The 14,277-nt window shown below is 70.8% G+C and carries 14 protein-coding genes; 7 read left to right on the top strand and 7 right to left on the bottom strand.

Annotated elements, in window-relative coordinates:
• Positions 1-4 precede the first annotated feature (4 nt).
• Genes IE331_RS00185 through IE331_RS00175 form a run of 3 tightly spaced genes read left to right on the top strand, consistent with a single transcriptional unit; the run spans position 5 to position 3,476 of the window.
• The gene (locus tag IE331_RS00185; RefSeq protein ID WP_192139351.1) at positions 5-1,138 is read left to right on the top strand and encodes a M20 family metallopeptidase; all 1,134 of its coding nucleotides are present in this window, start codon (positions 5-7) and stop codon (positions 1,136-1,138) included.
• Entirely contained in the window at positions 1,135-2,541 is a 1,407-nt protein-coding gene (locus tag IE331_RS00180; RefSeq protein ID WP_192139349.1) for an aspartate ammonia-lyase, read from the top strand. The genes IE331_RS00185 and IE331_RS00180 overlap by 4 nt, the downstream gene beginning before the upstream one ends.
• Positions 2,542-2,558: 17 nt before the next feature.
• A complete protein-coding gene (locus IE331_RS00175) occupies positions 2,559-3,476 on the top strand; it encodes a LysR family transcriptional regulator (protein WP_192139347.1) in 918 nt (305 codons plus the stop codon).
• Between the two features lie 19 nt (positions 3,477-3,495).
• Here the strand turns inward: IE331_RS00175 and IE331_RS00170 are convergent, their stop codons facing one another.
• From IE331_RS00170 to IE331_RS00145, 6 genes are all read right to left on the bottom strand, one after another.
• Entirely contained in the window at positions 3,496-4,914 is a 1,419-nt protein-coding gene (locus IE331_RS00170; RefSeq protein ID WP_192139345.1) for a purine-cytosine permease family protein, read from the bottom strand.
• A gap of 196 nt (positions 4,915-5,110) precedes the next feature.
• A complete protein-coding gene (locus IE331_RS00165) occupies positions 5,111-5,608 on the bottom strand; it encodes a nuclear transport factor 2 family protein (protein WP_201930804.1) in 498 nt (165 codons plus the stop codon).
• Positions 5,608-6,258, bottom strand: coding sequence for a CoA transferase subunit B (locus tag IE331_RS00160; RefSeq protein WP_192139343.1), 651 nt, complete (start codon positions 6,256-6,258; stop codon positions 5,608-5,610). The genes IE331_RS00165 and IE331_RS00160 overlap by 1 nt, the downstream gene beginning before the upstream one ends.
• A gap of 1 nt (position 6,259) precedes the next feature.
• Positions 6,260-7,066: a CoA transferase subunit A gene (locus IE331_RS00155; RefSeq protein ID WP_192139341.1), complete on the bottom strand. Its 807-nt coding sequence runs from the start codon at positions 7,064-7,066 to the stop codon at positions 6,260-6,262.
• Entirely contained in the window at positions 7,063-7,869 is an 807-nt protein-coding gene (gene pcaD / locus IE331_RS00150) for a 3-oxoadipate enol-lactonase (RefSeq protein WP_192139339.1), read from the bottom strand. Before pcaD ends, IE331_RS00155 begins: the two co-directional genes overlap by 4 nt.
• On the bottom strand, positions 7,866-9,083 hold the full coding sequence (locus IE331_RS00145; protein ID WP_192139337.1) for an acetyl-CoA C-acetyltransferase: 1,218 nt from the start codon (positions 9,081-9,083) through the stop codon (positions 7,866-7,868). Before IE331_RS00145 ends, pcaD begins: the two co-directional genes overlap by 4 nt.
• Positions 9,084-9,274: 191 nt before the next feature.
• Here IE331_RS00145 and IE331_RS00140 point away from each other — a divergent pair, with 191 nt between their 5' ends.
• Positions 9,275-10,159 carry a LysR substrate-binding domain-containing protein gene (locus IE331_RS00140; RefSeq protein WP_192139335.1) on the top strand — a complete coding sequence of 295 codons (885 nt, stop codon included), beginning with the start codon at positions 9,275-9,277 and terminating at the stop codon, positions 10,157-10,159.
• A gap of 31 nt (positions 10,160-10,190) precedes the next feature.
• On the opposite strand, the gene IE331_RS00135 is transcribed toward IE331_RS00140, so the two are convergent.
• Complete coding sequence (locus tag IE331_RS00135; RefSeq protein WP_192139333.1) at positions 10,191-11,033, bottom strand: IclR family transcriptional regulator domain-containing protein; 843 nt, start codon at positions 11,031-11,033, stop codon at positions 10,191-10,193.
• Between the two features lie 142 nt (positions 11,034-11,175).
• On the opposite strand from IE331_RS00135, the gene IE331_RS00130 reads away from it, so the two are divergent.
• Genes IE331_RS00130 through catA form a run of 3 tightly spaced genes read left to right on the top strand, consistent with a single transcriptional unit; the run spans position 11,176 to position 14,238 of the window.
• Positions 11,176-11,742, top strand: coding sequence for a flavin reductase family protein (locus IE331_RS00130; protein ID WP_192139331.1), 567 nt, complete (start codon positions 11,176-11,178; stop codon positions 11,740-11,742).
• Between the two features lie 49 nt (positions 11,743-11,791).
• Positions 11,792-13,372, top strand: coding sequence for a 4-hydroxyphenylacetate 3-hydroxylase family protein (locus IE331_RS00125; RefSeq protein WP_192139329.1), 1,581 nt, complete (start codon positions 11,792-11,794; stop codon positions 13,370-13,372).
• 11 nt (positions 13,373-13,383) lie between these two features.
• Complete coding sequence (gene catA, locus IE331_RS00120; protein WP_192139325.1) at positions 13,384-14,238, top strand: catechol 1,2-dioxygenase; 855 nt, start codon at positions 13,384-13,386, stop codon at positions 14,236-14,238.
• Positions 14,239-14,277: the final 39 nt, after the last annotated feature.

The raw sequence follows: 14,277 nt of genomic DNA, 5'->3' as shown, positions 1-14,277 counted from the left end.
GACGATGGACGACGACGCCGCCCGGCACAGCGCCGCGGGCACGGTGGCGGCGGACGCCGAGCGCCTGATCGCCCTCTCCGAACTGCTGCACGCCCACCCGGAGACCGCCTGGGAGGAGCACCGATCCTCCCGCTGGGTCGCCGACGCCCTCGAGGAGGCGGGCTTCGCGGTGACCCCGTCCTACCTGGGGCTGGAGACCGCCTTCCTCGCCACGTACGGCGACGGCCCGTTCCGGCTAGGCCTGTGCGCGGAGTACGACGCGCTGCCCGGCCTCGGTCACGCGTGCGGCCACAACCTGATCTCGGCCATCACCGTCGGTGCCGCCCGCGCGCTGGCACCGCTGGCGGACGCGGCGGGCCTCGCCATCGAGGTCTACGGGACGCCGGCCGAGGAGGGCGGTGGCGGGAAGATCGAGCTGCTTGAGCGCGGCGCCTTCGCTGGTCTGGACCTGGCGATGATGGCCCACCCCGCGCCGGTCGACGTCGCCGAGGCGGAGCCGTTCGCGGTCTCGCACTCCCACGTCGCCTACCGGGGCAGGGCGGCGCACGCCGCGGCGTACCCCGAGCAGGGCGTCAACGCCGCCGACGCGTTCACCGTCGCCCAGGTCGCGGTCGGGCTCCTCCGCCAGCAGCTGCCTCCGACCGTGCGGGTGCACGGGGTGATGACCAACGGCGGCGAGGCGCCCAACGCCATCCCCGCCCACACCGAGGGCCGGTGGTACGTCCGGGCCGAGAGCCTCGAGCAGCTCGCCGAGACCGAGGATCGCGTCTGGCGCTGCTTCGAGGCCGGGGCGCTCGCCACCGGCGCGAGCCTCGACATCACCGCCGAGAGCAAGCCCTACGCCGAGTTCCGCGCCTTCCAGCCGGCGCTCGACGCCTACGTCCGCAACGCCGAGCTCCTCGGCCGCGTCTTCGACCCGGGCACGCCGGCGCGCCGGATGAACCGCGCTTCCACCGACATGGGCAACGTCTCCCAGGTGGTGCCGGCCATCCACCCCTACGTCGGGATCGGCTCCCTGCCCGCCCTGAACCACCAGCCCGAGTTCGCCGCGAGGTGCGTCGGCGGCGACGCGGAGAAGGCGCTGCTCGACGCCGCCACCGCCCTGGCCTGGGCGGCCCTCGACGTGGCGGCGCCATGAGCGACGTCCGCACCGAGCACGACTCGCTCGGGCCCCACGAGGTGCCCGCCGACGCCTACTGGGGCGTCCACACCGCCCGCGCGTTCACGAACTTCCCGATCAGCGGCACGCCGGTGGGTGCCCACCGCGAGCTCGTCGCCGCCCTGGGCGCGGTCAAGCTCGCCGCCGCCCGCGCCAACCACGACCTCGGCCTCCTCGACGACCGGAGGTACGACGCCATCGCGGCCGCCGCGGAGGAGGTGCGCACCGGCGTCCTCGACGACCAGTTCGTCGTCGACGTGATCCAGGGCGGTGCCGGCACCTCGACGAACATGAACGCGAACGAGGTGATCGCCAACCGGGCACTCGAGCTCCTCGGCCTCCCCCGCGGCAGCTACGACGAGATCCACCCGCTCGACCACGTCAACCGCTGCCAGTCGACCAACGACGTCTACCCCACCGCGGTGCGCCTGGCCCTCGTGGCCGGGATCGTGCGGCTGGCGGCCTCCACCACCGCGCTGGCGGATGCGTTCGCAGCGAAGGCGGCGCAGTTCCGCACGATCCCGAAGATCGGCCGGACGCAACTGCAGGACGCCGTGCCGATGACCGTCGGCCAGGAGCTCGGGGCCTATGCGGTGACCCTCCGCGAGGAGCTGGCCCGGCTGGCCGACTCGCGCACCCTCCTGTGCGAGGTCAACCTCGGAGCGACCGCGATCGGCACCGGCATCACCGCCCACCCGGACTACCCCACGCGGGCGGTTGCACACCTGGCCGAGATCGTCGGCCGGCCGGTCGTCGGGGCCGACGACCTGGTCGAGGCGACCAGCGACACCGGCGCCTTCGTGCAGGTCTCCGGCGTCCTCAAGCGGGTCGTCGTGAAGGCCTCCAAGATCTGCAACGACCTGCGGCTGCTCTCCTCCGGGCCGCAGGCCGGGCTCGGCGAGCTCCAGCTGCCGGCCCGCCAGGCCGGGTCGAGCATCATGCCCGGCAAGGTCAACCCGGTGATCCCGGAGATGGTCAACCAGGTGGCCTTCTGGGTGATCGGCAACGACGTGACGGTGACGATGGCGGCCGAGGGCGGCCAGCTGCAGCTCAACGCCTTCCAGCCGGTCATCTGCCACGGGCTGCTGCAGGGATTCGCCTGGACCACCGCGGCCTTCGACTCGCTGCGCGAGCACTGTGTCGACGGCATCGGCGTCGACGCGGCCAAGCTCGCCGCGGCCGTGGCCGGCAACGCCGGTCTGGCCACCGCCCTGACACCGCTGCTGGGCTACGCCCGGTCCGCCGAGATCGCGAAGGCCGCGCTGACCGGGGTCGCCGACGTCCGCGCCCTCGCGCTGGCCACCGAGCGCGTCGACGTCGCGACCCTCGACGCACTGCTGCATCCCGAGCACCTCGCCAACCTCGCGCGGCCAGGGAGCTGACCACCGATACTGTCGTGGTGACGAACTTCGGCTTCACCCTCGTGCAGCTCCGCTACTTCGCCGCGGCCGCCGAGCTGGGCAGCATGACGGCCGCCTCGCAGGAGCTGATGGTCTCCCAGTCCGCCGTCTCCACCGCGGTGGCGCAGCTGGAGAAGGAGCTCGGCGTGCAGCTGCTGCTGCGGCGCCACGCGCGCGGCCTCACGCTGACGCCCGCCGGCGAGGAGTTCTACCGTGAGCTGCGCAACTACCTCGTGCACACCGCCGAGCTGGCCGAGGTCGCCCGCACCGCCGGTCAGGCCCTGGTCGGCGACCTCTCCATCGGCTGCTTCACGACGCTCGCCCCCTTCGAGCTGCCGAGCCTGCTGGCGGCCTGCGAGGAGGAGCACCCGGGGATCCGGGTGTCGGTCGTGGAGGACGAGCACGCCGTGCTGAAGCAGGCCCTGCGCAGCGGCCGGTGCGAGCTGGCGCTGATGTACGGCTACGACCTCGAGGACGACATCGACCACGTGCGCGTCGGCGTGGCGGCGCCGTACGTCCTGGTCGCCAAGGGGCACCGGCTCGGCCGTCGCAAGCGGGTCGCGCTGAGCGAGCTCGCCGACGAGCCGATGGTGCTGCTCGACCTGCCCCACAGCGGCCAGTACCTGGAGCGGGTGGTCGAGTCGGCCGGCTTCCACCCCCGCGTGCGACACCGGACGGCGGGCTTCGAGACCGCCCGTGCCCTGGTGGCCCACGGCCAGGGATGGTCAGTCCTCAACCAGCGCCCGGCCACCAACACGACGTACGACGGCTCCGAGGTGGTCGCGCTCGAGATCTCCGACGAGGTGGAGCCCCTCGAGGTGGTGCTCGCCTCGATGAAGGGGATCCGGCGCACGGGGCGCGCTCAGGCCTTCATCAGGTCGTCGATCCGCGCCACGCGGGGACGGGCGAGCGGGTGAGCCTCGAGGGGCCGCCGGCTCAGGGAGCGGAGCGGACCTCGGTCTCCGCCGCGGCACCGAGGTCCGCGGTGCTCGTCGATCGGACGATCAGCAGGTAGACCGCGCCGGTCACCACGAACCCGGCGAGCCAGGCGACGTCGATGTTCTGCAGCGGTCCCGCGAGCGGGCCGGTGAAGAGCGGCGTCACCATGAAGGGGATCTGGGCGGCGAGGCCGACCGCATAGCTGATCAGGCCGATCCGGTTCCACCGGCCGTACTGCCCGCCGTCGGTCGCGAAGAGCGCGTCGACGTCGTAGTGACCCCTGCGCACGATGAAGTAGTCGGCGAGGTTGATGGCCGACCACGGGATGAGCACGTAGAGCAGCAGCAGGAGGAAGCTCTCGAAGGTGACCATGAAGTTCCCCTGGCCGAGAAGCGCGACCAGGGTGGCCACGGCGCCGCACACCAGCGTCGTCACCACGCGGGTGCTGGACGTGACCGTCACCTTGAACGCCGACTGGAGGATGGTCAGCGCGTTCATGACCGCGGAGTAGAGCTCCACGCCGTTGATCAGGGCCGAGCTCACCGCGAAGATGATGAGGGCGATGATCCCGATCCAGCCGAGGTTGTCCGAGAGCGCCGCCAACGGGTTGTCGGGGTTGGCCGCCCCGAGCAGCACGCCCAGGACCATGACGAACACCGAGCTCCCGACGAGGCCGAGGTAGGTGCTCCAGAACGCCGACCGGGGCCCGGTCGTCTTGGGCAGGTAGCGCGTGTAGTCCGAGACGTACGGCGCGTAGGCGAGCTGCCAGACGATGCCGATGGCGAGCATGCCGAAGAAGCCCTCGACGCTGAAGGCGGCGTCGGCCCGCTGGGAGGTCACCTCGGGCTTCGTCCAGAGCAACGCCATCGCCACCGCGACCGTGGCCCCGATCAGGATCGACAGGTAGACCATCGTCCGGCGCAGCAGGTCGTAGCCGTAGACGCACAGCACGATGCCGATGACGGCGAAGACCAGGATCACCAGCGAGCCATGGAGCTCGGGGAAGACCACGGCGAGCGAGTCCTTGGCGACGATCAGGATGCTGGCGAAGAAGCCCAGGAACATCACCAGCGCGATGACCGCGAACAGGCTCCCTCCCTGGTAGCCGAACTGGGCGCGGGCCTGCAGCATCTGCGGGATGCCGAGGTGAGGCCCCTGCGAGGCGTGCAGCGCGGCTCCGAAGGCGCCGATCACGTTGCCGACCAGGATGGCGACGATGCTCCAGGCGATCGTGAGGCCGTAGCCACCACTGGCCACTGCACCGGTGACGACCGCCAACGGCAGCATGTTCAGGCCCACCCAGATGGCGAACAGCGACCACGGTGTCCCGGTGCGCTTCGTCTCCGGGATGGGCAGGATGTGCTCCTGCTCGAACTTCACGAACGTTGCGCTGTCGCCCTGTGCTTCCTGACTCATGATCACTCTCTCTGACCGCTGCCCGCGGCTCACGAAGTGGTGCTGGTCACAGCATCTTCGGCGAGGCGTCACCCATCTGTACAACTCATAAATGCGAACTTCGGCATCTGTGATTTCGATGGTCGCGGCTGGGTGGGGCGGTGGGCTCGGCAGCGCCCGGTGGTACGGCCCGGCTACGTTCGTCGGCTCGCGAGGCTCATCGGTAGCGCTCGACCGTGCGCGGGTCCGCGGCCGTCTCCGCGGGCGAGTACTGGAACCGACCGGGTGCCCAGCCGTCGCTGACCGGCGACCAGAAGAAGAACGTGACCTTGCGTTCCTCGAAGCGCCAACGGCCGTCGGCGCAGCGACGGATCCGGTCGGCGTACCGCCCGGCGGCGATGTGGGGCTCATCGTCGACCACGCACGGTTGGTTCAGCCACGTCTCACCCGTGGCGCAGTCATCGTCGAGGTCGATCGTCTCGTTGCTGCTGAAGTGCCACCACGCCTTGAGCCGACCCTGCTGGAGCTCGGGAAAGAAGCTCCGCAGCGCCTCGCGGCCGGTGGCGGTGGAGAGGCCGACGAAGGAGCCGTCCTCGGTGAAGAGATCGACCAGGTCATCCCAACGCCCGTCGTCGAGGTACTGGCAGTAGCGCGCCCGCAGCTGCCCGATCTCGTGCAGGTCCTCGAGCCGACGGACGCGGGACTCGAGGTCCATCAGGCGACCTCGACCGTCTCGGGGTCGAGCAGCGGCGCTCCGGTGGCGGAGGCCAGCTCCTCGCGGGTGACGTCCGGCGCGAACTCGACGAGCCGGAAGCCGTCGCCGGCGACGTCGAGGACGCCGAGGTCGGTGACGACCCGCGAGACGACGCCCCGGCCGGTCAGCGGCAGGGTGCACTCGGCGAGCAGCTTGGGCTCGCCCTTGCGGGTCAGGTGCTCCATCACCACGATCACCTTGCGCGCGCCGGACACCAGGTCCATGGCGCCTCCCATGCCCTTGACCATCGCGCCGGGCACCATCCAGTTGGCGAGGTCCCCGGTCATCGAGACCTGCATCCCGCCGAGCACGGCGACGTCGACATGGCCGCCGCGGATCATGGCGAAGCTCGTGGAGGACTGGAAGTACGACGCCCCGGGCAGCACGGTGACGGTCTGCTTGCCGGCGTTGATCAGGTCGGGGTCGACCTCGTCGTCGTAGGGGAACGGCCCGACGCCGAGGATGCCGTTCTCGGCGTGCAGCGTGACCGTCGACCCTTCGGGCAGATGGGCCGGGATCATCGTGGGCAGCCCGATGCCGAGGTTGACGTACTCACCGTCGCCGAGCTCCCGGGAGGCGCGCTCGGCCATCTGGTCCCTGGTCCACGGCATGTCAGCGACTCCTCTCGACGGCTGGCACAGGGGCCGGGTCGGGCCGGTCCCCCCGCGTCGTGCGCTTCTCGATGTCCTTCTGGGAGGCCTGGTCGGGCGTGAGCTCGACGACCCGCTGCACGAAGACGCCGGGCAGGTGGATCTCGTCGGGCCCGAGCTCGCCGACCTCGACGAGCCGCTCGGCCTCGACGAGCGTGAGCCGACCCGCCATCGCCGCGTCGGGATTGAAGTTGCGGGCCGAGGCGTGAAAGACACAGTTGCCGGCCCGGTCGGCGACGGCGGCGCGGACGAGCGCGACGTCGGTGACGATGGATTCCTCGAGCACCATCTCCCGGCCGTGGAAGGTGCGCACCTCCTTGGGTGGCGAGGCGAGCATCACGGTCCCATCGGGGTGGTAGCGCCACGGCAGGCCGCCCTCGGCGACGGGCGTCCCGACGCCGGTGGGGGTGAAGAAGGCGCCGAGCCCGGCGCCACCCGCGCGCATCCGCTCGGCCAGGGTGCCCTGCGGGGTCAGCTCCACGGTCAGCTCGCCGGCGAGGTACTGCCGCGCGAACTCCTTGTTCTCCCCGACGTACGACGCGATGACCCGGTCGATCCGCCCGCTCTCCAGCAGCAGCCCGAGCCCGGCGCCGTCGACGCCGCAGTTGTTGGACACCACGGTGAGGCCGGTCGCGCCCTGGTCCAGTAGCGCCTCGATGAGGATCCACGGAATGCCCGCGAGGCCGAAGCCGCCGACCGCGAGGCTGGCCCCGTCGGGGATGTCGGCGACCGCATCCTCGGCCGATCCGACCACCTTGTCGACGCTCATGCGGTCCGTCCCGAGGTTGCTCCGAGGTGCTCGACGATGGCCGGGGTGACGATTTCCGGCTGCTGGGCGTTGGCCAGGTGGGCGGAGTCGGGTACGACGAGCAGTCGGCCGTCCTGGACGGCTCCCGCGATGGCTTCGAGGTGGGGAGGTGGGGTCGCGGGGTCGTCGCCACCGGCGATCGCCAGCGTGGGCGCGGTGATCGACGGGAGGTCGTCGCGCAGGTCCATGGCCCCGATCACCTCGCAGCAGCCGGCGTACCCCTCAGCAGGGGTGGCGGCGACGGTGGCCTCGGAGTCGGCCTTCACCTCGGGGTGGGCCTCGAGGTAGCCGGGGGTGAACCACCGGGCGACCACGGCCTCCGCGACCGCCGTGGTCCCATCGGCGCGAACGGTGGCCGCGCGGTCGGTCCAGGCGGACGACGGCGTGAGGTGGGCTCCGGTGCAGAGAACCACCAGCCGGTCGACCCGCTCGGGGTGGCCGGCGGCGAGCCGCATGCCGGTCATCCCGCCCAGCGACAGCCCGACGAAGTGGGCCTTCTCGACGCCGAGGCGGTCGAGCAGGGCCACGACGTCGTCGGCGAGGTCGTCGATCGTGTAGGGCCCGTCCGGCACCGGCGAGCCGCCATGGCCGCGGGTGTCGTAGCGGACGACTCGGAAGTGCTCCTCGAGCGCCTCGAGGTTGGCGTCCCACATCCGGTGCGTGGCGCCGAGGGAGTTGGACAGCACGACGACGGGGCCGTCTTCGCGGCCGCTGACGACATGGTGCACGTCGACGGCGCCACCGGGCTGGGCGGGGCCGCTCATGCGACCACCCGCTCGAAGACCGCGGCGAGGCCCTGGCCGCCGCCGATGCACATCGTCTCCAGGCCGTAGCGGCTCTCCCGCCGCTGCATCTCGTGGGCCATGGTCGCGAGGATCCGTGCGCCGGTCGCGCCCACGGGGTGGCCGAGCGAGATGCCGGAGCCGTTGGGGTTGAGCCGCTCGTCGGTCGGGTCGACCTTCCACTCGTGCAGGCAGGCGAGCACCTGCGCGGCGAAGGCCTCGTTGAGCTCGATCACGTCGATCTCGTCGAGGCCCAGCCCGGCCCGCTCCAGCGCGGCCGCGGTGGCCGGGACCGGGCCGATGCCCATCACCTCGGGGCCGACGCCGGCGACCGCCCACGACCTCAGGGCCAGCAGTGGGCGCAGGCCGCGCTTCTCGGCCACGGCGCGGGTGGTCACCACGCACATCGCGGCGCCGTCGTTCTGGCCGCTGGCGTTGCCGGCGGTGACCGTGGACTCCTCGTCGATCGTGAGCCGCACCGGTCGCAGCCCGGCGAGCTCCTCCAGCGTGGTCCCGGGGCGGGGGTGCTCGTCCCGGTCCACCACGGTGTCGGGCCCGCCCCGGTGGCCGGGGACCGTCACCGGCACCAGCTCGTCGGCGAAGCGGCCCTCCTCGTGGGCGGCGACCGCGCGCTCCTGGGAGCGCAGGGCGAGCTCGTCCTGCTCGTCGCGGGCGATGCCGTACTCCCGGCGCAGGTTCTCCGCCGTCTCGAGCATCCCGCCGGGCACAGGGTGGTGCCTGCCGCCGGCGGTCTCGCGGCCGCGCACGAGCCGGTCCATCAGCTCGACGCTGCCGCCGCGCACGCCCGTGCGCAGGCCGAGCGCGTAGTGCTCGACGTTCGACATCGACTCCGCTCCGCCCGCCACGACCATCGTCGAGGCTCCGGTCGCGACCTGGCCGGCGGCGTAGAGCACCGCCTGCAGACCGGAACCGCACCGCCGGTCGACCTGCGTGCCTGGGACACCCGTGCCCAGGCCGGCGTCGAGGGCGGCCACCCGGCCGATCGCCGGCGCCTCGCCGTTGGCGTAGCACTGGCCGAGCACGACGTCGTCCACGTCACCCTCGGACAGGCCGGTACGGCGCACCAACTCGGCCAGCGTGCGGGCCGCCAGGTCGGCGGCGCTCAGCGACGCGAGCGCACCGCCGTACCTTCCGACCGGGGTCCGGATGGGTTCGCAGATGACGATGTCGTCCATGTGTCGAACCTAACGTCCATCTTCGATATGGAGAAGTATCGATTATTGACCGATTCGGATGCGTGGCATATCAGACAGCTCGACAAGTCCACGCACAGCCGGATCAACCCCTGCGATCGAAGCTAGGCCAGCCGGCCGATATCCGGAAGTATCTGTTTCACTCGGACTGAAACTCTGCAAGTATGAACAGCATGGAGCTGCGCCACCTCCGCTACTACGTCGCCGTCGCTGAGCAGCGCCACTTCGGCCGTGCCGCGGAGCGGCTGCACATGGCGCAGCCGCCGCTCTCGCAGCAGATCCGGCAGCTGGAGGCCGAGCTCGGGGTCACCCTCCTCTCCCGCACGACGCGGAAGGTCGACCTCACTCCTGCCGGGTCGGCGTACCTCGAGCGCGCCCGGGAGATCCTCGCCGCCGTCGACGCAGCCGGCGACGAGGCCAACCGCATCGCGGCGGGGCGCACCGGGCGACTCATGGTCGGCTGCGTCGGGTCGGCGACCTACTCGCTGCTGCCGGCCCTGGCGAAGGCGCTGCGCACCGAGCTGCCCGACGTCGACTTCGGATTCCGCGGCGAGATGCTCTCCCCCGATCAGGCCGCGGCACTGAGGGACGGCACGCTCGACCTGGCGCTGCTGCGCCGCCTGCCGGACAGCTCGGACCTCGCCATGTCCGAGGTACGGCGCGAGCGCCTGCTCGTCGCGATACCGCAGGAGCACCGCTACGCCCACCGGCGACGGCTGCGGGTCCCGGAGCTGGCGGGCGAGGGCCTGATCATCCACGCGGGCGGCGGCCGTTCCGCGATGAACTCCCTGGTGCACGAGCTCTTCGAGGCGGCCGACCTCGAGGTGGAGGTCGTGCACGAGGTGGCCGAGACGTCAACGCTGGTCACGTTCGTCGCGGCAGGCTTGGGTCTCGCCGTGGTCCCCGAGCCCACCTCGGCCCTCAACGTGCCGGGCATCGTCTACGTGCCCCTCGTCGCCACCCCCGGCGTCGACCTGGTCGCTGCGACTCGGGAAGGCGACGAGAACCCGGTGCTGGCTCGGGCCCTGGCGATGCTGGCCGAGCTGGCCGACCGGTAGCACCGGGGCGGCGCAGGCCTGCGGGGCTCCCTCAGAACCCTCCGGTCCGCGGCCCCGGCGCGAGCATGGGGGAGCGAAGACCCACCGACTCGAGGTCGCGTCCGATGGCCTCCGCGACCTCGAGCAGCACCGGCACCACCTCGTCCTCGACCTGCTCGGGCGTGCTCCGCCCACGCGAGGTGGAGTAGGCCAGTGCGGCCACCACGACGCCCTTGCCGTCCCTGACCGGAACCGCCGCCGAGAGGAACCCCTCCTCCAGCTCACCGTCGACGACCGCATAGCCCCTGGTCCGTACGTCGTGGAGGACGTCGCGGAAGGTGATGGGGTCGGTGATGGTCCGCGGCGTCAGGGCGGGTAGGCCGGCCTCGTCGATGACCCGATCCACCACGGCCGCGCCGGCGTGGGCCACGAGGACCCGGCCCATCGAGGTGGCGTGGACCGGCAGCCGGGTGCCGACGTCGACGGTGAGGCTCAGCACGCGCCGCGCGTTGACCCGGGCGACGTAGACGACCTCGGTCCCGTCGAGCTGGGCCAGTGATGCCGACTCGCCCGTCCGCTCCACCACCCGCAACAGGTGCGGCTGGGCGATCTCGACGACGCCGTGGCTGGCGGAGTAGTGCTGCCCGATGGTGAGCACCCGCGGGGTCAACGTCCAGCGCCCCCGCTCGCCGACGACGTACCCCAGCCGTTGCAGCGTCAGCAGGATGCGCCGCACGGCGGGCCGGGAGTAGCCGGTCCGCTCGGCCACCTCGGCCAGCGTGGGGTGGGGCAGGTCGGCGTCGAAGGCCAGGAGCACCGCGAGGCCGCGCTCGATGCTCTGGATGAAGTCCCGGTCACTGCCCGCTTCGGGCCCCGGGTCAGCCGGCTCACTCATTGTTCGATCCTCCTAATCCCCGTGATCTCGGTATCGATCCGGGTGGCCCTACCCGTTGACCACGACCTGTGACGTGAGCCACTCTCGTATGAACGCATAGCGGACAGTTAGTACGCAAAGCGTACACAGGAGGTATCGACTCATGGAAGCCCGCGAACTCCGCAACGCATTCGGCCGCTTCGCCACCGGCGTCACCGTCGTCACCTGCATCACCGAGGAGGGCGACCCACACGGCGCGACGGTCAACGCGTTCACCGCCGTCTCCCTGGAGCCGGCGCTCGCCCAGGTGACCCTGGGCCGGAGCTCCAGGGCGTGCCAGTTCCTGGCCGGCAAGCCCTTCGCCATCAACGTGCTGGCCTCCGACCAGCTGGACGTGGCGTGGCACTTCGCCGGACGTCCCGCCGACCGGACCCCGACCTGGGTCGACGGGCCCACCGCTCCGCTGCTGGAGGGCTCGGCCACGTCGATCTCCTGCCGGCCCTGGCGGACCTACGACGGCGGGGATCACGTGATCGTCCTCGGGGAGGTCGAGCAGGTCGAGGTCACCGACCGTGAACCACTGCTCTTCCACGGCGGCCAGTTCCGCTACCTCAACCCGGACCACGACGCCGCTCCCGGCATCCACTGGGGCGGGTCCGTGGACTGCCCGACCTCCGGCTGGTTCGACCCCGACAGCTTCCGACCGATGGCCGCGTCCGCACACCACTGACCGCAGCTCGCAGGGCCCACCGCCCCCACCACCCCAAGGAGAAATTCGCATGACACAGATCGAGGACCGCACCGAGGAGCTCGTGGCGCCGGAGAGCTCCACCGCGACCCAGCCCATGACCGGCGACGACTACATCGAGTCACTCAAGGACGACCGTGAGATCTGGATCTACGGCGAGCGGGTCAAGGACGTCACCGAGCACCCGGCGTTCCGCAACCCGATCCGGATGACCGCTCGCCTCTACAACTCTCTTCACGACGAGCAGCTGAAGAAGGACGTCTGGGTGCCGACCGACACCGGCAACGGCGGCTGGACGCACCCGTTCTTCAAGACCCCGAAGTCCACCGAGGACCTCCAGGCCGACCGCAAGGCGATCGAGCACTGGGCGCGCCAGACCTGGGGCTGGATGGGTCGCTCCCCCGACTACAAGGGCAGCTTCCTGGGCACGCTCGGCGGCTACCCCGAGTTCTACGCGCCCTACGAGGAGAACGCCAAGCGCTGGTACAAGGAGAGCCAGGAGAAGGTCCTCTACTGGAATCACGCGATCATCAACCCGCCGGTCGACCGCAACCTCCCGCCGGACGAGGTCGGCGACGTCTTCATGAAGGTCGAGAAGGAGACCGACGCCGGCGTCATCGTCTCCGGCGCCAAGGTCGTCGCGACCGGGTCGGCGATCACCAACTACAACTTCATCGCGCACTACGGGCTCCCGATCAAGAAGAAGGAGTACGCCCTGGTGTGCACGGTCCCGATGGACGCACCCGGCGTGAAGCTGATCTGCCGCCCGTCGTACGGCATGCAGGCCGACACCCTCGGCAGCCCCTTCGACTACCCGTTGTCGAGCCGGATGGACGAGAACGACACCATCTTCGTCTTCGACAAGGTGCTCGTCCCGTGGGAGAACATCTTCGTCTACGGCGACACCGACAAGATCAACGGCTTCGCCATGCAGACCGGCTTCTTCCACCGCTTCACCTTCCACGGCTGCATCCGCCTGGCCACCAAGCTGGAGTTCATCGCCGGCCTGCTGCTCAAGGCACTCGACGCGACGGGGACCAAGGACTTCCGCGGCGTGCAGACCCGCGTGGGTGAGGTCATCGGCTACCGGAACACCTTCCGGGCACTGGCCGACGCGATGGCCGCCAACCCCGACCAGGGCCCCGGCGGCATGATGCTGCCGAAGCTCGACTACGGGATGGTCTACCGCCAGCTGATGATCGAGATGTATCCGCGGGTGAAGGAGATCATCCAGCAGGACGTCGCGTCCGGCCTGATCTACCTCAACTCCAACGCGATCGACTTCAAGACCCCCGAGGTGCGCCCGTACCTCGACAAGTACGTCCGCGGCTCCAACGGCTACGACGCCGTCGACCGCACCAAGCTCATGAAGGCCCTGTGGGACGCCGTGGGCACCGAGTTCGGCGGCCGCCACGAGCTGTACGAGCGCAACTACTCGGGCAACCACGAGAACGTGAAGGCCGAGATCCTCTTCGCCTCCGAGGCGCAGGGCGAGGTCGAGAAGATGACCGGCTTCGCCGAGTCCTTCCTGGGCGAGTACGACCTCGACGGGTGGACCGTCCCCGACCTCATCAACCCCACCGACGTCAGCCTCATCCTCAACCGGAAGTGAAGGAGTCAGTCATGACCGCCACACAGGAATCACCCACGGCCGCCGACTCCGGCGCCAACGCAAGCCAGAGCTTCAAGGCCATGGCCAGCACGCAGGACGTCGCTGACACCCCGCCCGAGCGCGTGGCCGCGATCGTGACGTCCGTGCTGAAGGGCGTGCACGACGCGATCGCCGAGCACGACGTGACCTACGCCGAGTTCAACGCCGCGAAGGCGTGGCTGATGTCCGTCGGTGAGGGAGGCGAGTGGCCGCTCTTCATGGACGTGTTCGTGGAGCACGCGGTCGAGGAGCAGGTCGCGAAGTCCCAGCACGGCACCAAGGGCTCGATCCTCGGGCCCTACTACCTGCCGGGCCAGACGAGGCTGGACGCCACGTGCCGGCTGCCCCGGCGCGACGACGAGCAGGGAACACCGCTCGTCCTGGAAGGCCAGGTTCGCGACGTCGACGGGACGCCCATGCCCGGTGCCGAGGTCGACATCTGGCACGCCGACGCCGACGGCTACTACTCGGGCTTCGCCCCGCACGTGCCCGACGGCAACCTCCGCGGTGTCGTGGTGACCGACGACGAGGGACGCTTCGCGATCGAGACGATCCAGCCCGCGCCGTACCAGATCCCGCACGACGGACCCACTGGCCAGCTGATCGAGGCGTCGGGGTGGCACCCCTGGCGGCCGGCGCACCTGCACATCCAGGTGCGCGCCGAGGGGCACCGCCCGATCACGACCCAGCTCTACTTCGCCGGCGGGGAGTACCTCGACTCGGACGTCGCCGAGGCGACGAAGCCCGAGCTGGTCATCGACCCGCAGGACGACGGCACCGGCACCCGCCGCTCGACGTACGACTTCGAGCTCGAGCCCGAAGCCTGACCCACCCCATGGCCAACTCCGGTGGCCGGAGCGCCCCTC

The organism is Nocardioides donggukensis, from assembly GCF_014842875.1.
In the GTDB taxonomy this organism is placed as follows: Bacteria; Actinomycetota; Actinomycetes; order Propionibacteriales; family Nocardioidaceae; genus Nocardioides; species Nocardioides donggukensis.
This window is presented reverse-complemented; position numbering and strand designations above follow the sequence as displayed.

Bases quoted from the DNA above. Each gene is read 5' to 3' on its own strand.
- IE331_RS00185 (WP_192139351.1), top strand. From the start codon at position 5: ATGGACGACGACGCCGCCCGGCACAGCGCCGCGGGCACGGTGGCGGCG.
- IE331_RS00180 (WP_192139349.1), top strand. From the start codon at position 1,135: ATGAGCGACGTCCGCACCGAGCACGACTCGCTCGGGCCCCACGAGGTG.
- IE331_RS00170 (WP_192139345.1), bottom strand. From the start codon at position 4,914: ATGAGTCAGGAAGCACAGGGCGACAGCGCAACGTTCGTGAAGTTCGAG.
- IE331_RS00165 (WP_201930804.1), bottom strand. From the start codon at position 5,608: ATGGACCTCGAGTCCCGCGTCCGTCGGCTCGAGGACCTGCACGAGATC.
- IE331_RS00160 (WP_192139343.1), bottom strand. From the start codon at position 6,258: ATGCCGTGGACCAGGGACCAGATGGCCGAGCGCGCCTCCCGGGAGCTC.
- IE331_RS00155 (WP_192139341.1), bottom strand. From the start codon at position 7,066: ATGAGCGTCGACAAGGTGGTCGGATCGGCCGAGGATGCGGTCGCCGAC.
- pcaD (WP_192139339.1), bottom strand. From the start codon at position 7,869: ATGAGCGGCCCCGCCCAGCCCGGTGGCGCCGTCGACGTGCACCATGTC.
- IE331_RS00145 (WP_192139337.1), bottom strand. From the start codon at position 9,083: ATGGACGACATCGTCATCTGCGAACCCATCCGGACCCCGGTCGGAAGG.
- IE331_RS00140 (WP_192139335.1), top strand. From the start codon at position 9,275: ATGGAGCTGCGCCACCTCCGCTACTACGTCGCCGTCGCTGAGCAGCGC.
- IE331_RS00135 (WP_192139333.1), bottom strand. From the start codon at position 11,033: ATGAGTGAGCCGGCTGACCCGGGGCCCGAAGCGGGCAGTGACCGGGAC.
- IE331_RS00130 (WP_192139331.1), top strand. From the start codon at position 11,176: ATGGAAGCCCGCGAACTCCGCAACGCATTCGGCCGCTTCGCCACCGGC.
- IE331_RS00125 (WP_192139329.1), top strand. From the start codon at position 11,792: ATGACACAGATCGAGGACCGCACCGAGGAGCTCGTGGCGCCGGAGAGC.
- catA (WP_192139325.1), top strand. From the start codon at position 13,384: ATGACCGCCACACAGGAATCACCCACGGCCGCCGACTCCGGCGCCAAC.